General features: G+C 59.2%; 18 protein-coding genes and 1 tRNA gene. 14 read left to right on the top strand and 5 right to left on the bottom strand.

Annotation, left to right across the window (positions count from 1 at the left end; genetic code table 11):
* The first annotated feature begins 1 nt into the window (after window position 1).
* Window positions 2–1,081 (top strand): polysaccharide biosynthesis glycosyltransferase UppG, encoded by a 1,080-nt coding sequence (gene uppG, locus ACQZ40_RS13985; RefSeq protein WP_065655097.1) that lies wholly within the window; start codon window positions 2–4, stop codon window positions 1,079–1,081.
* A 40-nt stretch (window positions 1,082–1,121) separates the two neighbouring features.
* Here uppG and ACQZ40_RS13980 read toward each other — a convergent pair whose 3' ends face one another.
* Entirely contained in the window at window positions 1,122–2,192 is a 1,071-nt protein-coding gene (locus ACQZ40_RS13980; protein WP_448748212.1) for a GNAT family N-acetyltransferase, read from the bottom strand.
* 543 nt (window positions 2,193–2,735) lie between these two features.
* On the opposite strand from ACQZ40_RS13980, the gene uppW reads away from it, so the two are divergent.
* From uppW to ACQZ40_RS13945, 7 genes are all read left to right on the top strand, one after another.
* The gene (uppW, locus tag ACQZ40_RS13975; RefSeq protein ID WP_448748181.1) at window positions 2,736–4,106 is read left to right on the top strand and encodes a Wzy-type polysaccharide biosynthesis protein UppW; all 1,371 of its coding nucleotides are present in this window, start codon (window positions 2,736–2,738) and stop codon (window positions 4,104–4,106) included.
* Between the two features lie 174 nt (window positions 4,107–4,280).
* Window positions 4,281–5,060, top strand: coding sequence for an ABC transporter ATP-binding protein (locus ACQZ40_RS13970; RefSeq protein ID WP_065655095.1), 780 nt, complete (start codon window positions 4,281–4,283; stop codon window positions 5,058–5,060).
* A gap of 41 nt (window positions 5,061–5,101) precedes the next feature.
* Window positions 5,102–5,872: a transporter substrate-binding domain-containing protein gene (locus tag ACQZ40_RS13965; RefSeq protein WP_003520561.1), complete on the top strand. Its 771-nt coding sequence runs from the start codon at window positions 5,102–5,104 to the stop codon at window positions 5,870–5,872.
* A 22-nt stretch (window positions 5,873–5,894) separates the two neighbouring features.
* On the top strand, window positions 5,895–6,617 hold the full coding sequence (locus ACQZ40_RS13960) for an ABC transporter permease (RefSeq protein WP_448748180.1): 723 nt from the start codon (window positions 5,895–5,897) through the stop codon (window positions 6,615–6,617).
* Between the two features lie 12 nt (window positions 6,618–6,629).
* The gene (locus tag ACQZ40_RS13955; protein WP_020808864.1) at window positions 6,630–7,319 is read left to right on the top strand and encodes an ABC transporter permease; all 690 of its coding nucleotides are present in this window, start codon (window positions 6,630–6,632) and stop codon (window positions 7,317–7,319) included.
* A 19-nt stretch (window positions 7,320–7,338) separates the two neighbouring features.
* Window positions 7,339–8,250 (top strand): homocysteine S-methyltransferase family protein, encoded by a 912-nt coding sequence (locus tag ACQZ40_RS13950; protein WP_078051709.1) that lies wholly within the window; start codon window positions 7,339–7,341, stop codon window positions 8,248–8,250.
* 353 nt (window positions 8,251–8,603) lie between these two features.
* Entirely contained in the window at window positions 8,604–10,550 is a 1,947-nt protein-coding gene (locus ACQZ40_RS13945) for a methyl-accepting chemotaxis protein (RefSeq protein WP_174039587.1), read from the top strand.
* Window positions 10,551–10,794: 244 nt separating this feature from the next.
* On the opposite strand, the gene ACQZ40_RS13940 is transcribed toward ACQZ40_RS13945, so the two are convergent.
* Both ACQZ40_RS13940 and ACQZ40_RS13935 read right to left on the bottom strand, forming a co-directional pair.
* A complete protein-coding gene (locus ACQZ40_RS13940; protein WP_104679577.1) occupies window positions 10,795–10,935 on the bottom strand; it encodes a hypothetical protein in 141 nt (46 codons plus the stop codon).
* 211 nt (window positions 10,936–11,146) lie between these two features.
* Window positions 11,147–11,223: transfer RNA gene (locus ACQZ40_RS13935), tRNA-Arg, on the bottom strand.
* Window positions 11,224–11,743: 520 nt separating this feature from the next.
* Here ACQZ40_RS13935 and ACQZ40_RS13930 point away from each other — a divergent pair.
* Window positions 11,744–12,250, top strand: a complete 507-nt coding sequence (locus ACQZ40_RS13930; RefSeq protein WP_003520548.1) for a MarR family winged helix-turn-helix transcriptional regulator — start codon at window positions 11,744–11,746, stop codon at window positions 12,248–12,250.
* A 258-nt stretch (window positions 12,251–12,508) separates the two neighbouring features.
* Entirely contained in the window at window positions 12,509–12,772 is a 264-nt protein-coding gene (locus ACQZ40_RS13925; protein ID WP_125147015.1) for a hypothetical protein, read from the top strand.
* A 54-nt stretch (window positions 12,773–12,826) separates the two neighbouring features.
* Here ACQZ40_RS13925 and ACQZ40_RS13920 read toward each other — a convergent pair whose 3' ends face one another.
* Together ACQZ40_RS13920 and ACQZ40_RS13915 are read right to left on the bottom strand one after the other, a co-directional pair.
* Window positions 12,827–13,309, bottom strand: a complete 483-nt coding sequence (locus tag ACQZ40_RS13920; RefSeq protein ID WP_448748179.1) for a hypothetical protein — start codon at window positions 13,307–13,309, stop codon at window positions 12,827–12,829.
* A 70-nt stretch (window positions 13,310–13,379) separates the two neighbouring features.
* Window positions 13,380–14,384 carry a LysR family transcriptional regulator gene (locus ACQZ40_RS13915; protein ID WP_020808912.1) on the bottom strand — a complete coding sequence of 335 codons (1,005 nt, stop codon included), beginning with the start codon at window positions 14,382–14,384 and terminating at the stop codon, window positions 13,380–13,382.
* A 255-nt stretch (window positions 14,385–14,639) separates the two neighbouring features.
* On the opposite strand from ACQZ40_RS13915, the gene chvE reads away from it, so the two are divergent.
* From chvE to araD1, 4 genes are all read left to right on the top strand, one after another.
* Window positions 14,640–15,704, top strand: coding sequence for a sugar ABC transporter substrate-binding protein ChvE (gene chvE / locus ACQZ40_RS13910; RefSeq protein ID WP_065655068.1), 1,065 nt, complete (start codon window positions 14,640–14,642; stop codon window positions 15,702–15,704).
* 90 nt (window positions 15,705–15,794) lie between these two features.
* The gene (gguA, locus tag ACQZ40_RS13905; RefSeq protein WP_338810701.1) at window positions 15,795–17,333 is read left to right on the top strand and encodes a sugar ABC transporter ATP-binding protein GguA; all 1,539 of its coding nucleotides are present in this window, start codon (window positions 15,795–15,797) and stop codon (window positions 17,331–17,333) included.
* Window positions 17,330–18,526 (top strand): sugar ABC transporter permease GguB, encoded by a 1,197-nt coding sequence (gene gguB / locus ACQZ40_RS13900; RefSeq protein ID WP_065655067.1) that lies wholly within the window; start codon window positions 17,330–17,332, stop codon window positions 18,524–18,526. The genes gguA and gguB overlap by 4 nt, the downstream gene beginning before the upstream one ends.
* 120 nt (window positions 18,527–18,646) lie before the next feature.
* The gene (gene araD1, locus ACQZ40_RS13895; protein ID WP_448748178.1) at window positions 18,647–19,642 is read left to right on the top strand and encodes a 2-keto-3-deoxy-L-arabinonate dehydratase AraD1; all 996 of its coding nucleotides are present in this window, start codon (window positions 18,647–18,649) and stop codon (window positions 19,640–19,642) included.
* Window positions 19,643–19,804: the final 162 nt, after the last annotated feature.

Below are 19,804 nucleotides of genomic sequence, written 5' to 3'. Positions count from 1 at the left end.
TATGAATGCTGAAATGCCGCTTCCTCCCGTGCAAAAGGCGCTGCAAATCAACCTGCACCCCTTCGATGCCCCGCATGCGGCCCTGACCCTGCCGCATCAGCTTAGGGTCTGGGGCGGACAGGTGGACCGCATTCTGCTGACCGTCGATACGGGCCAGGTCGGAGCCGGCCGCTACAAGGGGAACGGTTTCGATGCGGCGCGTCAGCGTCTCTTCGACATGCTGGAGGAAATGCAGACCAATTATCCGCATCTCTCCGTGGATATCGTCGATTACAGCGATGCGGCGCGCAGCGCCGTGACGGAAACCTTCTTTCCCCGCTCGCCGATCCCCTATCCCGCCAAGGCTTTCGATGGCGGGCCTTTCCATGTCTATTTCTACGGGCTGAAACGCGCCAATGCCCGTTATGTGCTGCATATGGACAGCGACATGATGTTCGGCGGCGGCAGCCAGAGCTGGTTCGGCGAGGCCATCGCGCTTCAGAAGGCCAATCCGGATGCGCTGTGCATCACGCCCTTTTCCGGGCCGCCGACAGTGCGCGGCGATCTGGATATTTCCCGCCATGTCGGCATGCCCGGCGTAAAGAACATACCTGCGCCGCGCAAGCTGCCGTCGCGCATTCCCACCTGGCGTTTCGCCACCGTTTCCACCCGGCTTTTCATGATCGACATGGAACGTTTTGCGAAACGCATCGGTTCGCTGGAACTGCTCAAGCCAGATGTCAAACGGCGCATCCGCTCCTATGCCTATAACCAGCAGCCTGTCTCGATGCCCGCCGAGGAGGTGCTGAGCACGAACATGATGCGCACGGGTGTTTATCGCCTCGATTTTCTCGGCACGGGCAAGGGCATGTATTCACTGCATCCGCCCTATCGCTCGCCGGAATTTTATGCGGCGCTCGCCTCCATCGTCGAGCGCATCGAAAAGGGCGATATTCCCGAAGGCCAGCTCGGCGATTTCGATATTAACGGGTCGATGGTGGACTGGACCAGCGCGCTGGCGGCCAAGACGCGCTCCAAACGTTATGCGAAAGCGCTGCGCCATCTCATCTCGGCCAATGTCGGGCGGTTCAGCAAGGCTTGAGGGTTTCGATCCGTCTTCCGTCGTGAGGCGGGGCGGGGGCTCAATAGTCGGTGATGAGCTTGCTCCAGCTCTCCGAGCACAGTCCGCCAATATAGATATCGCCGGCCAGCGCCCTTTCGCGCAGGGCGTCATCGCGCGTCGCCATGCAGAAATAGCCGTCATGGCGGAAGCTCATGTGGTTCTGGCGGTAAAGCGCGTTGATGAGAAAGGGCTGTGCCATGCCGGTGACATGGGCATAGTTCTCGTCATCGAAATGGCGGAACAGGGTGTTGAGGACATCGTTTTCGCAACCGGCATCGCAGACGAGATTGAGCACATAGGCCGTTCTGCCCCGCTGGCCGAAAAACAGCGCAGCGCCCATGGCATGGCCTTCGGCATTCTCGATCACCACGCCCTTCAGTTCGCCGAGGCTTTCATTGGTCCTGCTCATCTCGATCAGCCAGTGGAATTCCTCATGAGACCATTCCGGGCGGATGGAAAAACGCTCGATCATCGCGAGCGCCCTGCGGCGGAAGGTTTCGTAATCCACGGTTCTCACCCTAGCGCCGGCAGCCTCCTGCGGTCTCAGACCCTTTTTCCACCGTCGCAGGATTCCATCCACAAATCCGAGCGCGGCGAGCGCCAGCGTGGTTTTGGCCAGTTTCGAACGGCGCGGCATGCGCAGCGCGATGGTGCAGAAGGGCTTGAGCGCCTTGTGCCATTGCAGGCTTTCAATCGGCAGCATGTTGCCGCCGGTCGCCACCCAGTGATCGGCGCTGACGGGTGAAGCCGTATCCGAGAACAACATGTCGTGTTTGGCGGCCCGCATGCCCCGGGACAGACGCGCCGCGCCGAGTGCGCCGCGTTTCCCGTCCGATGCGAAGGCGCAGAGCAGCCGTGCGGTAATGGTTTTTCCATTCGCAACGAAGCGCATGGGCACGGCGAGAATGACGCTGGTGACCCCGTTCTCCCCGGCATCGTAGACAACGCTGCCGTTTTCCGGGCTGAAGGCGGGGCTGCCGAAAAACAGTTTTTCGATATAGGAGCCGAAATCGAAGTTCCGCTCCTGCCCGGTTTTCCTGAAAGCGCTGTTGAGCACGGCCTCGACAGCCGGAACGTCTTCCCTGCGCATGGGGCGGATGCCGGACACACCGATTTGAACCGGGCGTTGTGTCAGGTGACAGCTATCGCCATCGTCCACATGGGTGTGTATCGGAACGTCCACCGTCGGCCCCCACCTTTTTACGCATTGACGAAATCAACCATAGGCAGCGTATATTTGAATGTATTAATATAGATATAAAGCCTGCAATCCGGTGGAATCGAAAGTATCGGTTTTGGAATAAATGATATTAATATCAATATATTGATCTGCATAAACCGCATAGGTTGAGGTTAATAAAATGCGCTCAAGCAAGCAACCTTTGGATGAAATATGGATAAATTTTTATAGGCGATTTTTTGGGGTCTGGCGTCAATTTTGGCAAGCTTCCGTCTTGTCCTTTGTCTCCGGGCTCCGATTTCCCGAGGAAAAGCGCACGATCGCGGTGCTATTTCCCCGTGCATCATGAATAACTAAAAAATAGGATTTGCGCGGGATATTAGTATTATCGAATATGCGAAGCACGAGCTTCAATGCGGGTGGCTTCAGGAAAGAGGGAGAGAAAAACCCCTTATGGATGCAGCGCATGGCGAACAGGGGCGTGGCCACTGGCGGGACGTGTTGTTTTACGTGACGTTCCTGTTTTTCACGGTCGGCTTTTCGCCCTATATCTCGCTCTCATCGACCTATCAGGGCTCCGCCATGGCGGCCGGGTCCAACCTGCTCAACCAGTTGACCGCGATTATCCTGTTTTTCAGTTTCCTGACCTTCATGGCGAAGGAGCGGTCGTTTTCCATCCTCTTCATGCCGCGCCTGCTGATGGCGGCGATTTTCGGCTGGTTTGTCCTGACCTCGCTTGCGGGCGAAGCGCCGCTATTTTCGCTCAGGCGGCTGGTCATGTGCGCCATCATCTGCGTGCTTGCCGGCGGCTTCCTGCAATTGCCGCGCACCGAGCGGCATTTCACGACGCTGCTTGCCACATGCGCCCTGATCATATTGTTCCTGTGCTATTTCGGAATCACCGTGCTGCCCTCGCGCTCGATCCATCAGGCCAGCGATGCGCTGGAGCCGCTGCTGGCGGGGGACTGGCGCGGGGTTTTCCGCCATAAGAACGAGGCCGCCTCGGTCATGGCGGTGTTGATTATAGTCGGTATTTATCTCTGCAAGCGCTGGTCCTTCATCGGCGGGCTGTCGGTGCTGTTGCTGTCGCTGGTCTTTCTGGTCAAGTCGGGCGGCAAGACCGCGCTCGGGCTGATGCCGATCATTATTGCGGCAGGCTGGTTCATCCTGCGCTGGCCGCGCTGGCGTTATACGGTCGTGACCCTGTTTCTGGCGGTTTTTGCGCTGGTGACCGTCGGCACCACGGTCGATCCCGTCTTTTCGCAGATGCTGACGAAGCTGGGGCTCGACGCCAGCTTTACCGGCAGACGGGATATCTGGACCGTCGCCATTGATTACATCCGTCAAAGCCCGCTTCTGGGATACGGCTATCAGGCCTTCTGGCGCAGCGATGCCCTGATGTCGAGTTTCACCGAGAACAATACCTGGGCGACGACCGCGCCGGATTCGCACAATGGTTATTTCGACCTTCTGCTGGCCGGTGGCGTGCCGGGTCTGGTGCTGGTGATGGTGTGGATTTATCTCCTGCCGCTGCACTATCTCGGCAAAATGAACGAGGCCACGCGCAACAGTCCGCTGACGCGGCTTTATGTCGGCGTATGGCTTTATGTGCTGCTCTACGGCTTTCTGGAAACGCTGTTTTTCCTCAGTACCGGGTTCGTCTGGTTCTTCCTCATCGTCGCCGTGATGGGTCTGCACCTTCAGGCCAATGCCAGCCTCGTGGAGGACGAGGCGGAGCGGGAACCGGAGAGAGCCGTGGGTGGAGCGGGCATTGCCCCGACACCGCTGTCAGGGCAGGTTTCTCCTGTCGTTCGCTCCAGATGATATTTTGAAATGATTTTTCGTTGCAAATATGTAAAAGAGCCGATTGTTGCGCGCGTCTGCGGCTATTTTCGCTAAACATGCGCGGCTCAAGTCTTTGTTATTGTGCACGTCGCACCGCGAAACCCCGGCTATTGGCGCGGCGGCACTAAAAAAACGGATCGGCTAGGTCAATCGATGGCAGATACAGGCGCCTGCGCGCTCGAGGCGGATGACATCCACAAGAGCTTCGGCACGCATGAAGTTTTGAAGGGCGTTTCCTTGCAGGCCCACAAGGGCGATGTCATCTCGATCATCGGGTCTTCCGGTTCCGGCAAAAGCACCTTTCTGCGCTGCATGAATTTTCTCGAAACGCCGGATCGCGGCCGCGTCATCGTCAATGGCGAGGAAATCGCCACGAAAACCGGACGCGACGGCAAGGCGGTGCCGAAAAGCTGGCGGCAGGTGGAAAAACTGCGCACCGGCCTTGGCATGGTGTTCCAGAATTTCAATCTCTGGGCCCATCGCACCGTTCTGGAAAACGTGATCGAGGCGCCCGTTCATGTTCTCGGCGTCAGGCGGCAGGAGGCGGTTGAAAAGGCCGAAGCCCTGCTGAACAAGGTCGGGCTTTATGACAAGAAAAACGCCTATCCGGCATTCCTGTCCGGCGGGCAGCAGCAACGTGCCGCCATTGCGCGCGCGCTCTGCATGGAGCCGGCGGTGATGCTGTTCGACGAACCCACTTCGGCGCTCGATCCGGAACTGGTGGGCGAGGTTCTGAAGGTCATCCGCGATCTGGCCGAAGAAGGCCGCACCATGCTGCTCGTCACCCACGAAATGCGCTTTGCGCGCGATGTATCCTCGCAGGTCGTGTTTTTGCATCAGGGCCGGGTGGAGGAGGCGGGGCCGCCGGCGCAGGTGTTCGGAAACCCCTTGAGCGCCCGCTGCCGGGAATTTACCGGCGCGCTCACCAATTGACCCTTTTGCCTGACAGTCCGTATTTAACAGGAGAGACTTGAATGAAATTCTTCGCCACGCTGCTTGCCGGAACGGCATTTGCGTTTTCCGCCTTCACCGCCAGCGCCGAGGTGCGCTTCGGCATCATGAACGAGGCCTACCCGCCCTTCTTCGCCAAGGATGCCAGCGGCAAGTGGCAGGGCTGGGAAATCGACCTCATGGACGCCGTCTGCGCGGAAATGAAGGAAGAATGCTCGATCGTGGAGCTCTCCTGGGACGGCCTCATCCCGGCGCTGCAGACGAAGAAATTCGACGTTATCTGGTCCTCCATGTCGAACACGGAAGAGCGTCAGAAGATCATCGATTTCACCGATAAATATTACAACACGCCAAGCAAGCTGATCGGCGCCAAGGGCGAAAAGGCGGGTGCGACGGCCGAGGACGTAAAGGGCAAGACCATCGGCATTCAGGTGGCCACCATCCAGTCCGAATATTACAAGAAATATTTCGCCGGTGTCGCCGATGAGAAGACCTACCAGACGCTGGACGAGGCGTTTCAGGATCTCGCGGCCGGCCGCATCGACTACGTCTTCGGCGATTCCATCGTTCTCGACGCTTTCGTGAAGAGCGATGCGGGCAAGGATTGCTGCGCCGACATGGGCGATGTCGCCGACGACAAGGAAATCCTCGGTCTCGGCGTTTCCGGCGGCCTGCGCAAGGAAGACACCGAACTCAAGGCCAAGCTGAATGCGGCAATCGCCGCCGTGCGCGCCAGCGGCAAATATGACGAGATCACCAGGAAGTACTTCAGCTTCAATATTTACGGGCAGTAATTCGGTCTGATCGGTCACGCATATGGCAAGCCTTGAAACCACGTTGCAACTTCTGTCTCCCTATCCTCCGGGATGGGGCGGCACCCTGTTGAAGGGTGCGGCGTCGACGCTTGCCATTTCCGCCGGCGCCTATCTGATCGGCCTTGCCATCGGCATGGCCGGGGCGCTCGGCAAGCTTTCGGGCAACAGGCCGCTGGGCCTGCTGCTCAACCTCTATACCACTGCGATCCGCGCCGTTCCCGAACTCATTCTCATCGTCGGGCTTTATTATGCCGGTACGGATGGGCTCAACCGGCTGCTCTTGCTGGCTGGCATGCCGCCGCTTGAGGTAAACGGTTTTGTTGCCGCTGTTGCGGTTCTGGGTTTCGTGCAGGGCGCCTATATGACCGAGGTGCTGCGCGGGGCGATCCTTGCCATTCCGAGCGGCCAGATCGAGGCGGCGCGCGCCTTCGGCATGTCGCCTTTCCTGCGTTTCCGTCGCGTGGTCCTGCCGGCATTGCTGCCGAATGCGCTGCCGGGTCTTGCCAATCTCTGGCTTGCCGTGACCAAGGACAGCGCGCTGGTGGCCGTCGTCGGTTATCAGGAACTGGCGCTGGCAACGCGCTTGGCAGGGGCCAGCACCAAGCAATATTTCCTGTTCTTCCTGGCGGCGGCGTTCCTTTATCTCGCCATCACGCTCGTCTCCAATCTCGTCTTCTCGCTGTTGGAACGCCGGGTGCGGCGCGGCCAACCGGCCCTGGCCTGAGGAGGGGACGGCATGGATTTTTCATGGGTCGCAAAATATTGGCCGCTGCTTCTCTCGGGTGCCTGGCAGACGGTGGCGCTGCTCGTCATCTCCGTCAGCATCGGTTTTCTCCTCGCCATCGGGCTTGCCTTTGCGCAGGTGAGCGGCGGGCGGATGACGAAAATCCTGGCGCGGGCCTATTGCACCTTCTTTCGCGGCACGCCGTTGCTCATCCAGCTCTGGCTGCTTTATTACGGCGTTGGCTCGCTTCTGCCGATGATCCCCGGCCTGCGCCAAAGCTTCATGTGGCCGGTGCTGCGCGAAGGGTTCTTCTTTGCGGCCGTCAGCTTCACGCTGAATTATGCGGCCTATGAGGCGGAAGTTCTGCGCGGCGCGCTGTTGGCGGTTCCGAAAGGTGAGCTGGAGGCGGGCAGGGCTTTCGGCATGGGCCGTTTCACCCTCATTCGCCGCATCTGGCTGCCGCGCGCCATCCGCATCGCGCTGCCGACGATTGCCGGCGAGGTGGTGATGCAGCTGAAAGCCACGCCGCTTGCTTTCACCGTGACGGTGATGGACCTCTACGCCGTCGCCTACAAGGTGCGGCAGGATACGCTTCTGGTCTATGAGCCGCTGATCGTCGTCACCGTCTTCTATCTCATTCTCACCGCCATCATCGCCCGCTGTTTCGGCCTTGTCGAACAGCAGGTGCCGGTCAGGCGATAAACATTCAGGGAGTATGACCATGAGCACAATCCGTATCCTCGACGGCGGCATGAGCCGCGAATTGCAGCGGCTCGGCGCCGAACTGAAACAGCCGGAATGGTCGGCGCTGGCGCTGATCGACGCGCCCGATATCGTGCGGCAGGTGCATGCGGAATTCATCGAGGCCGGCGCCGATGTCGTCACCACCAATTCTTATGCGCTGGTGCCCTTCCACATCGGCGAAGAGCGTTTCCAGGAGGATGGCGCATCGCTGATCGCCCTTTCTGGCAAGCTGGCGCGCGAAGCGGCGGATGCTTCCGGCCGCAAGGTGCTGGTGGCGGGTTCGCTGCCGCCGATTTTCGGTTCCTATGAGCCGCAGAATTTCGATGCCACGCGGGTGCAGGCCTATCTGAAGGTGCTGGTCGACAATCTTGCGCCCCATGTCGATGTCTGGCTCGGTGAGACCCTCAGCCTGATCGCCGAGGGCGAAGCGGTGCGCGAGGCCGTTGCCGCAACCGGCAAACCGTTCTGGATTTCCTTCACGCTCAACGACGATGCGGCTGCGGCCGGCGCCGAGCCTGCGCTTCGCTCCGGTGAAACGGTCAGGGCGGCGGCCGAATGGGCGGCGCAATCGGGTGCCGCCGCGCTTCTGTTCAATTGCAGCAAGCCGGAAGTCATGAAGGCCGCCGTCGAGACGGCCGCCGCCGTCTTCGCGGAAAAGGCTGTGTCGCTGGAAATCGGCGTCTACGCCAATGCCTTCGAAGGCGAGCAGGGCGATTCCGCCGCCAATGAAGGGCTGCATAGCACGCGCGCCGATCTGACCGGCGATGTCTATTCCCGTTTTGCCTGCTCCTGGGCGGATGCGGGCGCGACCATGATCGGCGGCTGCTGCGGCATTGGTGCGGCGCATATCCACACGGTTGCGACAGCGCTGCGGCGCGCGGCGGCCTGACGCGAGCGCTTCCAACGCCACTATCGGAAATGCATGCGGCAGGCTGAAAAGCCTGCCGTTTTTTTGTTCCGTGCGCGCTCGAAACAGCATGCGGCATAAAGGAATTTTAAAGTTTTTAAGTATAATTGTTATTATATAAAGTAAATTTGAACATTATAAAGTACTGTTCTCCATTTTTTCCGGTCGCGGTCAGTCGTTTCCCGGTTTTGCGGGCAGGTGCATGATGCAGGCTGCGACATGGCTGATGATCCGGCTGACGGGGCCTTGATGATGTAGGCTTTCGACGTGCAATGTCATTTTTGCCGAACACCTCCGGCACGGGAAAGGAGCGGCGTCAATTTCAGGAGTTTCCCGTGTCGTTTCTTCAAAACGCCAGTATCCGCACCAAAATCCTGTCGCTCATTCTTCCGCTCTGCATCGTCGGCCTTGGCGCCGCCGCCTTCATGTCCACCCGCTACAAGGAAGCGGACACGGCCTACTCGCTCTTTATCGCCAACGACAACGCCGCTCTGGTGGAGCTTGCGCGTGCCAACCGAAATCTGGTTGCCCTGGCCTATGGCGCCTATCAGGTCATGGCGTACGACGTGAACGGGCCGGAGATAAAGGCCGCCAAGCAGGCCTACAGTGACAGCAAGGGTGCGCTCCTCCAGCGTCTCAATAATGTGAAGACTGTTTTTCCCGAAGAGTCCGCCGCCATGGACGCCTTCATCGCGCAGTCGCAGGCCATAACCGCCATGACGGATAAGGCTGTCGAACTTGGTATGGCAAACCGTAATGACGAATCCGCTGCCCAGTTGCTCAAGGCGGACGCCTCCATTCACGCGACTTCGGTTGCCATGACGGCGCTGCTGGACAAGCTTGCCAAGGGCGTCGTCCAGGGAAGCGACGAACTGACGGACCAGACCAATTCGACCATCTTCACCTCGCTGGTGGTTGTCGGCGTCGCTTTTGCGGTCGGCATCATTCTGGCGCTGTTCGTGGCGTCCCGCGGCATCACAACCCCTATCGCCCGCCTGCGCGAGCGCATGGTGTCGCTTGCCGGCGGCGAGACGGCGACGGAAATCGACGGCATGACGCGCCGCGACGAAGTGGGCCAGATGGCGAAGGCCGTGCAGGTCTTCCGTGAAAACGCCATCGAGCGCATTCGTCTCGAGCAGGAAACCGAAGCCAATCGCAGCCTCTCGGAGAAAGACCGGATGGAGCGCGAGCAGCAGAAGGCAAGGGAAGCGGCCGACGTCAAGTTCGCCGTCGACAATCTCGCCGCCGGTCTCTCGAAGCTTTCGGAGGGCGATGTTTCCTATCGCATCGGCCAGCCGTTCACCGCCACGCTCGACGCCGTTCGTAACGATTTCAACATGTCCGCCGAAAAGCTGCAGGCGGCCCTGACCAAGGTGGCCCAGAACGCCAGTGGCATCGGCGCGGGCGCGGACGAGATCAAATCTGCGGCCGACGATCTGGCCAAGCGCACCGAACAGCAGGCCGCTGCCGTGGAAGAAACCGCCGCAGCTCTGGAAGAAATCACCACGACGGTGCACGATTCCACCCGTCGTGCGCAGGAGGCGGGCGAGATCGTCAGCCGCGCCAAGGCGGGCGCCGAGCAATCCGGCGACGTGGTGCGCCGCGCCGTGGTCGCCATGGAGCAGATTGCGAAATCCGCCAATGAGATCAGCAACATCATCGGCGTCATCGACGAAATTGCCTTCCAGACCAACCTTCTGGCGCTGAATGCCGGCGTGGAAGCCGCGCGTGCGGGCGAGGCCGGCAAGGGTTTTGCCGTCGTCGCGCAGGAAGTGCGTGAGCTTGCCCAGCGCTCCGCCCATGCCGCCAAGGAGATCAAGGCGCTGATCAACACCTCAAACGATCAGGTGCAGCAGGGCGTTCAGCTGGTGGGCGACACCGGCAAGGCGCTGGCGACCATCGTTTCTGAAGTGCAGGAAATCAACCGGCACGTCGTTTCCATCGTGGAGGCCGCGCAGGAACAGTCTTCCGGACTGCAGCAGATCAATACGGCGGTCAACCAGATGGATCAGGACACGCAGAAAAATGCGGCCATGGTGGAAGAAACCAATGCCGCCAGCCACAGCCTCGCCAAGGAAGTGGCGTCGCTCAACCAGCTGCTCTCCCAGTTCCGGCTCGCCGACGGCGCCTATCAACCGAAAAGCCAGCCTGCGCCGGTTCGCAGCGCCGGTGGCAGCGACAAATATGTCGCCTCTCCGGTCCGTGCACTGGGCCGCAAGATCGCCTCGGCGTTTTCGGGCAATGCCGCCGTCGATACAAAGGGCGACTGGCAGGAGTTCTGAGCGGCGATCCGTTTCCAACATGCGTTTCGGCGGGGAGGCATCCCCGCCGGCGTTCAACGACGATGTGGCTTGATCGAAAGCCGCTCTGGCAAAATCGATGTCCACCGTGCGAAACGCAACATCTTCGCGACGGCTGGATCATCCGCATCGGCAACCATCGCCATGCGGTTCCCCGGCACCGGTTCACGCGCGAAAACATCCATCCAATGATATCTGAACTTTTCGCTGCCCGACCGGCGGGCGCTTACGGGCCGCTGGGGCCCTTTTCCTTCTTCGCCTGATCGTGATGCCACTTGATGGCGAAGAACATGCCCGTGCCCAACACGATAATCTTGAACGGAAAGAAGACCAAGGGGAACAAATCTACCCAATCCCATTCCATCATCTGAGTATTTCCAGTCTGTTACTTGATACAATCTATCGAGGACAGGGGTACCTCAATCCGGCTGCTTCAACAACGCCAATTCATGCCCTCGGGCAGGGGCCTTTTGACGCAGCCCAGCCGGATCGCCTCATCCGAGGCTCTTGAAGCTTACCCTCGATGTGTTTCTGTGATTGTTTCAGGGGTAGTATGAAACGCTGAAGTCCCTGAGAAATGGCGCACCCGACAGGATTCGAACCTGTGACCTTTGGAATCGGAATCCAACACTCTATCCAGCTGAGCTACGGGTGCAGCGGTCACGCTTGAATCGCGTGCAGCGGTTGGTTCATACCCCAGCTTTGTTTTCGCATCAATGTCTAAAAATCAGAGATTTGCGAAACGTTGCCTGTTTTTGGGCGGGGTGGGGCGCGGGGCCTGTTTTGGGGTGGTCGCGGGCCATTGTGCGGCCGTGGGGCGATGCGTCGTTTGACGTATTGTCTTTTTGCCGGAACGGGGTTTCCCTTATAAGTAGTATGTTATTGCCGGGGCGGGCCGCTGTTTTGCCGCTTTCACGAACAGGCGGCCGGATGGGGGCAACGCCTTTCAAATACGGCGCGGGACGCGATTTCATCCCCTCAAAATTGGCGGGTAAATAGTCATACTTTTTTCGTTGGCCGGGTGGCGATCAGGAGTCCTGATTTGCTTTTCCGGCGATTAACTGTCAAATTATTATACAATATTAGTATCATCTACATTTATTTGGGATACAGTTTCGTGATGTTGTCGGTTATGATTTCGACAAGGTAAAGGAACGAATCAGGCGGGGGATCGGATGGCTTTGCGATTGGCACACAGCAACGGGCCGCGGACGGAAAAGGCCGAAAGCGGCAGCGCGGAAGCGGCGCATATCACGGCAATCGACTATGGGTTGCTGACGACTGCGATCAGCTATCATTTGCGGCACTCGCAACTTGCCGTGGCAAACGGTTTTGCCGATGTGCTGGCGGAGCAGGGGTTACGGCCGGCCGATTTTTCCGTTCTCGTCATCGTCGGCGGCAATCCGGGTCTCAAGCAGAGCGATGTGGCGGAAGCGCTCGGCATACAGCGCGCCAATTTCGTCGCCATCGTCGACAGCATGGAAGAGAAGGGACTGCTCGTCCGCCGCAAATCGGAAGAGGACAGGCGCGTTCATTTCCTCGATATGACGGAGGAGGGCAGCAGCCTTCTCGACCGGCTTTCCAACACCTGGCGGGATCGTGAGGAAAAGCTGATCGACAGGATCGGCGGCAAGAAGGCCCGCGACCAGCTTCTGGCGCTGCTCGGACGCCTGCGCGACTGAGCTTCGACGAGAGCGGGGCAATCCGGGCGCTGGCCGCCGCAGGGTGCGGCCTGTGACGCAGGTGTTCCGTCTTGCCATTGCCTTCGGCACCGGCGACGGTTTTCCTGCGCGGGTCGTTCACGCCAGCCTGATCGGTAGCGGGGCTGAATTGCGTTGCAATTTTCCTGTGAAACCGCCAAGACGCATAAGCATCTTCACGCCTTTGGGCGTGGAACCGCAATCATGCGATCGACTGGAAAGGCCCGGGACGGGAATGCCATGCTGAATATCGATACGAGTCATCCGCTTTATCGTCCCCTGTGGGTCCGGTTGCTCATCGTCGGCTTTTGCGCCGCGTGGGCCGTCATCGAATTCGTCAATCGCGAGTTTTTCTGGGGAACCATCGTTGCCGGCATCGGCGCTTATGCGGCCTATGAATTGCTGCTGAAGTTCAAACCCGCAAGCGATGCTGCCAAGAGCGGAACTGGTGCGGATGAGCCTGCCGCCGAAAGCGCGCCCACCGACAAGAACGATGCGGGCTGAAGCGCTTCCTGTCTTTCGTCTCATGTATTTTACGAGATAAGGCCGTCCGGCGCTTTACCGGAAATGCTCCCGCGCCCGCAGCATCCGTATAGCCTGGTCAATCAGGAGATTGGCCGCGGTCATGCGCAGCGTCGCATTGTGCCGGAACTGCGGTTTCACCCGGTCGGGATGATTGAGGCGGGCAAAGGCGCGGCGCTTTTCCGCAAGCGTTGCGGCCGTGTCGGTGTCGTGGATCGCCAGTTCCGCCGAAACATCGGCAAGCGACGTCCTTTCGAGATGGGCCGGCATGGATTCCGGTTCGGGCGCCGGCTCCGGTTCAGGTGGTGGCGCGGGGTCGGCCAGGAAGGCGAGATAGGCATCGAGATTGCCGTTCGCGGGCGGCGGCGTTTCAATATGTGTATCGATAACAAAGCCCGAGCTGAAACCGGCAATGCGGTGACCGGCGGGCGGTGGCGGCTCCGCGCCTTCCTCTTCCGTTTCTTTTTCGTGTTTCAGCCTGTCGACGACCGACTGGAAGACGGATTGTCCGAAGAGCATGCGGCTTTCCCTCGCCGGTCTGACTATCCGGCCTTTATGGATCATGAAGGTGGTGTCTGGCTTGCCGCCGTCACGGGCCGGTCAGCTTGCGGCTTTCATCCAGAACCAGATCGTAGAGCAGGCGGGCGCTGGGCGGCAAAACGCGGCCCTTGGTGGTGATGATGCTGTATGGCTTTACGACGAGTTCGAAATCCGTCGGCAATATGCGGGTTCGGCCGATATCGGCCTGCTGGCCGGCAACGAATTCGGCCATGTCCTGCGCGATCGGGGCGATGGCATCCGTGTTGCAGACAAGCGCAAGGGTGAGCACCACGGATGGTGTGTTGATGACGTTGCGCGGCATGGCGACGCCATGGGTTAGGAAGACATCTTCCATGGTTCTGCGCAGAAGCGCGCCGGGCGGCTGGAAGACCCAGTCGTAACCGGAGAGATCCTGCAGGGTCACGGGCTCGCCGCGAAGCAGCGGGTGGCCTTCGCGCACCACCAGACAGGCGCGCTCTATGCCAATTTCATGGATGGAAAAGAGGCCGGGATCGAAATCGTCCGGTATCCGGCCGATGATGAAATCGTGCCGGGCCGCCAGCAGTTCGCGGGCCAGCACGTTGCTGCTTTCCACCTGCACGTTGATTTCGATGCCGGGATAGGTGTCCATGGCGCGCCTTATAGCGGGAACCACGAGGCTGATCGCAGGTGCTGTGACGGCGCCGATATAAACCGAGCCGCCGCTGCCGGATTTCATCTGGTTCAGCTCGCGGCTCGCCTCGCGCAGTTCCAGCAATATGGTGCGCGCCCGCCGCGCCAGCGCCTCGCCGAATTTCGTCAGCACAACGCCGCGCGAGGCCCGCTGACAAAGGGGTGATTTGACGATCGCCTCCATTTCCGAGAGCATGCGCGAGGCGGCCGGCTGCGTCATGTTCATGGCGGCGGCGGCCGCGCTGACCTGCCCGTGCTCCTCGATCATGACCAGCATGCGCAGGTGGCTCATCTTCAATCCGGCCCGCAGCAAAGGGTTGTCCTCAAAGACGAAAAGGGCATCCGTTGTTTGCGCCTGCTCATACACTTTTTGGTTGTTCATTCGTGGTTTTATACCCCTCATCGGTTTTTGTATCGATTTAATATATCATAATTGATATATGGAAACTGATTTATTCTATTTGACAGTTATATGGATTCAGAACAATTTGCGGAATGCCGGGGAGGAGCGGCAGCTGTTCCATTTCGCAATTGCGAAATCGGAATAAGCGCAATGCGGCTTCTTCCTTTGACGGCATGAATTTCATGGTGCACCGCAGCATGCGGGCTCCAGAGAAGGGCTCAAGGGAGAGAGTTAATGAAGTCCATTATTTCGCTGATGGCGGCTTGTGCCATCGGTGCTGCTTCTTTCGCAGTGCCGGCTTTCGCACAGGACAAGGGTTCCGTTGGTATCGCCATGCCGACCAAGTCGTCCGCACGCTGGATCGACGACGGCAACAACATCGTGAAGCAGCTTCAGGAAGCCGGTTACACGACCGACCTGCAATATGCCGATGACGATATTCCGAACCAGCTTTCCCAGATCGAAAACATGGTCACCAAGGGCGTCAAGGTCCTCGTGATCGCATCGATCGACGGCACGACGCTGTCGGACGTTCTGAAGCAGGCCGGCGAGCAGGGCATCAAGGTCATCGCTTATGACCGCCTGATCCGCAACAGCGGCGACGTCAGCTACTACGCCACCTTCGACAACTTCCAGGTTGGCGTTCTGCAGGCGACTTCGATCGTCGACAAGCTCGGCCTGAAGGACGGCAAGGGCCCGTTCAACATCGAGCTCTTCGGCGGCTCCCCGGACGACAACAACGCCTTCTTCTTCTATGACGGCGCGATGTCGGTTCTCCAGCCTTACATCGACAGCGGCAAGCTCGTCGTGAAGTCCGGCCAGACCGGCATGGACAAGGTCGGTACGCTGCGTTGGGACCCGGCAACGGCCCAGGCCCGCATGGACAACCTGCTGTCGGCCTATTACACCGACGCCAAGGTTGACGCCGTTCTGTCGCCTTACGACGGTCTCTCCATCGGCATCATCTCCTCGCTGAAGGGCGTTGGTTATGGCACGAAGGACCAGCCGCTGCCGGTCGTTTCCGGTCAGGACGCTGAAGTTCCTTCCGTCAAGTCGATCATTGCCGGCGAGCAGTATTCCACCATCTTCAAGGACACCCGCGAACTCGCCAAGGTGACCGTGAACATGGTCAACGCCGTGATGGAAGGCAAGGAGCCGGAAGTGAACGACACCAAGACCTATGAAAATGGCGTCAAGGTCGTTCCGTCCTACCTGCTGAAGCCGGTTGCAGTGACCAAGGAGAACTACAAGCAGGTTCTCGTCGATGGCGGTTACTACAAGGAAGACCAGCTGAAATAAGCTCGACACACATGCGGGGATGACTTGGCGTCATCCCCGTTTTTCCATAAAAATAAAAACGCCGGAATTAATCGGGCGCTGGATTGCGATATGGCCAATACCATTCTCGAAATGCGGAACATCACCAAGACGTTTCCGGGCGTGAAAGCGCTTGAGAACGTCAACCTCAAGGTTAAAGAGGGTGAGATCCACGCACTCGTCGGTGAGAACGGCGCGGGGAAGTCGACCTTGATGAAGGTCCTTTCCGGTGTTTACCCCGCCGGCACCTATGAGGGCGAAATCCACTATGAAGGCGCTGTGCGGAATTTTCGCGCCATCAACGACAGTGAAGATATTGGTATCATCATCATTCACCAGGAGCTGGCGCTCGTGCCGCTTCTGTCGATTGCGGAAAACATCTTCCTTGGCAACGAGGTCGCTTCGAGCGGCGTCATCAGCTGGCAGGAGACCTTCAACCGTACCCGCGAACTTTTAAAGAAGGTGGGCCTGAAGGAATCGCCGGAGACGCTGATCACCGATATCGGTGTGGGCAAGCAGCAGCTCGTCGAAATCGCCAAGGCGTTGTCGAAGAGCGTGAAGCTGCTCATCCTCGATGAGCCGACGGCTTCGCTCAACGAAAGCGATTCCGAGGCGCTGCTGAACCTGCTGATGGAATTCCGCAAGCAGGGCATGACCTCGATCATCATCACCCACAAGCTGAACGAAGTGCGCAAGGTGGCCGACCAGATCACCGTTTTGCGCGACGGCATGACGGTGAAGACGCTCGACTGTCATCAGGAAGAAATCAGCGAGGATGTCATCATCCGCAACATGGTGGGGCGCGATCTCGAGGATCGTTATCCGCCGCGCGACGTGCCGATCGGCGAGACCATTCTCGAAGTAAAGAACTGGAACGCCTATCACCAGCAGCACCGCGACCGCCAGGTTCTGCACGATATCAACGTTACCGTGCGCAAGGGCGAAGTCGTCGGCATTGCCGGTCTGATGGGTGCCGGGCGCACCGAATTCGCCATGAGCGTGTTTGGCAAGTCCTATGGCCACAAGATCAGCGGCGAAGTGCTGATCGACGGCAAGCCGGTCGATGTCAGCACCGTGCGCAAGGCCATCGATGCCGGTCTCGCCTATGTCACGGAAGACCGCAAGCATCTCGGTCTCGTGCTCAACGACAACATCCTGCACAATACCACGCTTGCCAATCTGGCCGGCGTGTCGAGTGCCAGCATCATCGACGACATCAAGGAAATGAAGGTGGCGAGCGATTTTCGCACGCGCCTGCGCATCCGCTCGTCGGGGATTTTTCAGGAAACGGTCAATCTTTCGGGCGGCAACCAGCAGAAGGTCGTGCTCTCCAAGTGGCTGTTCTCCAATCCCGACGTGCTGATCCTCGATGAACCGACCCGCGGTATCGATGTCGGCGCGAAATACGAAATCTACACCATCATCAACCAGCTCGCTGCCGATGGTAAAGGCGTTCTGATGATCTCATCGGAAATGCCCGAACTGCTCGGCAATTGCGACCGCATCTACGTCATGAACGAAGGCCGCATCGTCGCTGAATTGCCGAAGGGAGAGGCGAGCCAGGAAAGCATCATGCGCGCTATCATGCGCTCAGGGGAGAAGAACTCATGAGTTCGGCAAACACCACAAACGAAGAAAGTAACGTCGTCTCGATCTCGTCCTATATTCGCGCCAATATTCGCGAATACGGCATGCTGATCGCGCTCGTCGCCATCATGGTTTTCTTCCAGTTCTACACCGGCGGCATCCTGTTCCGCCCTGTGAACCTGACCAACCTCATCCTGCAGAACTCGTTCATCGTCATCATGGCGCTGGGCATGCTGCTCGTCATCGTGGCCGGGCATATCGACCTTTCGGTCGGCTCCATCGTCGCCTTTGTCGGCGCGATAGCGGCCATATTGACCGTGCAATGGGGCATGAACCCGTTCCTTGCGGCGCTGATTTGTCTCGTCATCGGCGGCATCATCGGTGCTGCACAGGGTTACTGGATCGCCTATCACCGCATCCCGTCCTTCATCGTGACGCTGGCGGGCATGCTGGTGTTCCGCGGCCTGACGCTGTTCGTGCTCGGCGGCAAGAACATCGGTCCGTTCCCGACCGATTTCCAGATCATCAGCACCGGCTTCCTGCCTGATATCGGCGGTATTGAAGGTCTCAACACCACCTCGATGATCCTGACGGTCTTGATTACCGTCGTGCTGTTCTATCTCGCATGGCGCCGTCGCGTCGTGAACGTGAAGCACGGTATCGATGTCGAGCCTTTCGGTTTCTTCATCGCCCAGAACCTTTTGATCGCGGCCGCGATCCTGTTCCTCGGCTACCAGCTTTCCACCTATCGCGGCCTGCCGAACGTGCTGATCGTGATGCTTGTTCTCGTTGCGCTCTACAGCTTCGTGACCCGCCGCACCACCATCGGCCGTCGCATCTACGCGATGGGCGGCAATGAAAAGGCGACCAAGCTTTCCGGTATCAATACCGAACGACTGAGCTTCCTCACCTTCGTCAACATGGGCGTGCTGGCCGGTCTTGCCGGCATGATCATCGCGACACGCCTCAACTCGGCGACGCCGAAGGCGGGTGTGGGCTTCGAACTTGACGTTATCGCGGCCTGCTTCATCGGTGGCGCTTCGGCATCCGGCGGCGTTGGCAAGATCACCGGTGCGGTCATCGGCGCCTTCATCATGGGCGTCATGAACAACGGCATGTCGATCGTCGGCCTCGGCATCGATTTCCAGCAGATGGTCAAGGGCCTCGTGCTGCTCGCCGCCGTGTTCTTCGACGTTTACAACAAGAACAAGGGCTGATTGCCCAACCCACATAGCAAGTCAAAAAAGTGGCCGGTTTCCGGCCACTTTCATAAGATGCAGGCGTTATGCGCCGCGTAGAAGAGATAAAGGCGCGTTGCGCCGGAGGAAGGAAATCCCGTGCTCATTTCACAGATCAAAGATGCCAGTGGCCAGATCACCGTAGCCGTTCGCGAAGAAGGCGGGCAGGCGCAGGCCGTCAAGGATGCGGCGTCGGTTTATGCGCTTGCCATGGAAGCCGCCAATGGCGGCAAGAGCCTTGCCGATGTCATTTCCGCCCATGGTCTCGGCGATGTCGTCGATCTCGAAAAGGCCTATGCCGAAGGCCGTTTCCTGCCGCCGATCACCCATCCCGATCCGGCGCATCTGCATCTGACCGGCACGGGCCTCACCCATCTGGGTTCGGCCGCGACCCGCGACAGCATGCACAAGAAGACCACGGAAGCGGCGGAAGAAAGCCTGACGGACTCCATGAAGATGTTCCGCATGGGTCTTGAAAACGGCAAGCCCAAGGCCGGTGAAAAGGGCGTTCAGCCCGAGTGGTTCTACAAGGGCAACGGCCATGTGGCGGCAGCACCGGGTGCGGCTCTCACCTCTCCCTCCTTCGCGCTCGATGGCGGCGAAGAGCCTGAGATGGCCGGCATCTATGTGATCTCCGATAAGGGCGAAGCCGTGCGCATCGGCTTTGCCGTCTCGAACGAGTTTTCCGATCACGTCACCGAGCGGATCAACTATCTCTACCTCGCCCATTCTAAACTGCGCCCGGCAAGCTTCGGCCCGGAAATCCGCGTCGGCGCCCCGCCGTCGGATATTCGTGGCACCTCGCGCATCCGCCGCGGCGACAAGGTCATTTTCGAAAAGCCGTTCGTTTCGGGTGAGGACAACATGTCTCACACCTTTGCGAACCTCGAATATCACCACTTCAAATACGGCCTGTTCCGCGCGCCCGGCGACGTGCATGTGCACATGTTCGGCACTGCGACGCTCTCCTTCGCAGAAGGCATCAAGCCGGAAGCGGGCGACGTCTTCGAGATCGAAGCCGCCGGTTTCGGCCTGCCGCTGAGAAACCCGCTGGCTGTGGATGCGGAAGAAGAGATCACCGTTCGCCGGATCTGATCTGCGGACTGCGCGTGAAAAATGGTCGGGGGTGGGTCATCCCTCCCTCGACGTCATCCTCGGGCTTGTCCCACTGCTGTCCGGTTTAAATTTGGTGGACATGGCGCACGGTGTTGATTCTACTCGTATTCGAGCGTTTGGCGACGATCTCGGACACGAAAG

The organism is Agrobacterium sp. 16-172Ci, assembly GCF_053522725.1.
The sequence above is the reverse complement of the archived record's forward strand: the minus strand, read 5'-3'. Positions and strand labels throughout refer to the sequence as shown.

Excerpts from the sequence above, each read along its gene's own strand:
- ACQZ40_RS13950 (WP_078051709.1), top strand. The coding sequence starts at position 7,339 with ATGAGCACAATCCGTATCCTCGACGGCGGCATGAGCCGCGAATTGCAG.
- ACQZ40_RS13955 (WP_020808864.1), top strand. The coding sequence starts at position 6,630 with ATGGATTTTTCATGGGTCGCAAAATATTGGCCGCTGCTTCTCTCGGGT.
- gguB (WP_065655067.1), top strand. The coding sequence starts at position 17,330 with ATGAGTTCGGCAAACACCACAAACGAAGAAAGTAACGTCGTCTCGATC.
- uppW (WP_448748181.1), top strand. The coding sequence starts at position 2,736 with ATGGATGCAGCGCATGGCGAACAGGGGCGTGGCCACTGGCGGGACGTG.
- ACQZ40_RS13940 (WP_104679577.1), bottom strand. The coding sequence starts at position 10,935 with ATGATGGAATGGGATTGGGTAGATTTGTTCCCCTTGGTCTTCTTTCCG.
- uppG (WP_065655097.1), top strand. The coding sequence starts at position 2 with ATGAATGCTGAAATGCCGCTTCCTCCCGTGCAAAAGGCGCTGCAAATC.
- chvE (WP_065655068.1), top strand. The coding sequence starts at position 14,640 with ATGAAGTCCATTATTTCGCTGATGGCGGCTTGTGCCATCGGTGCTGCT.
- ACQZ40_RS13965 (WP_003520561.1), top strand. The coding sequence starts at position 5,102 with ATGAAATTCTTCGCCACGCTGCTTGCCGGAACGGCATTTGCGTTTTCC.
- ACQZ40_RS13920 (WP_448748179.1), bottom strand. The coding sequence starts at position 13,309 with ATGCTCTTCGGACAATCCGTCTTCCAGTCGGTCGTCGACAGGCTGAAA.
- gguA (WP_338810701.1), top strand. The coding sequence starts at position 15,795 with ATGGCCAATACCATTCTCGAAATGCGGAACATCACCAAGACGTTTCCG.
- ACQZ40_RS13925 (WP_125147015.1), top strand. The coding sequence starts at position 12,509 with ATGCTGAATATCGATACGAGTCATCCGCTTTATCGTCCCCTGTGGGTC.
- ACQZ40_RS13970 (WP_065655095.1), top strand. The coding sequence starts at position 4,281 with ATGGCAGATACAGGCGCCTGCGCGCTCGAGGCGGATGACATCCACAAG.
- ACQZ40_RS13915 (WP_020808912.1), bottom strand. The coding sequence starts at position 14,384 with ATGAACAACCAAAAAGTGTATGAGCAGGCGCAAACAACGGATGCCCTT.
- ACQZ40_RS13960 (WP_448748180.1), top strand. The coding sequence starts at position 5,895 with ATGGCAAGCCTTGAAACCACGTTGCAACTTCTGTCTCCCTATCCTCCG.
- ACQZ40_RS13930 (WP_003520548.1), top strand. The coding sequence starts at position 11,744 with ATGGCTTTGCGATTGGCACACAGCAACGGGCCGCGGACGGAAAAGGCC.
- ACQZ40_RS13980 (WP_448748212.1), bottom strand. The coding sequence starts at position 2,192 with ATGCGCAGGGAAGACGTTCCGGCTGTCGAGGCCGTGCTCAACAGCGCT.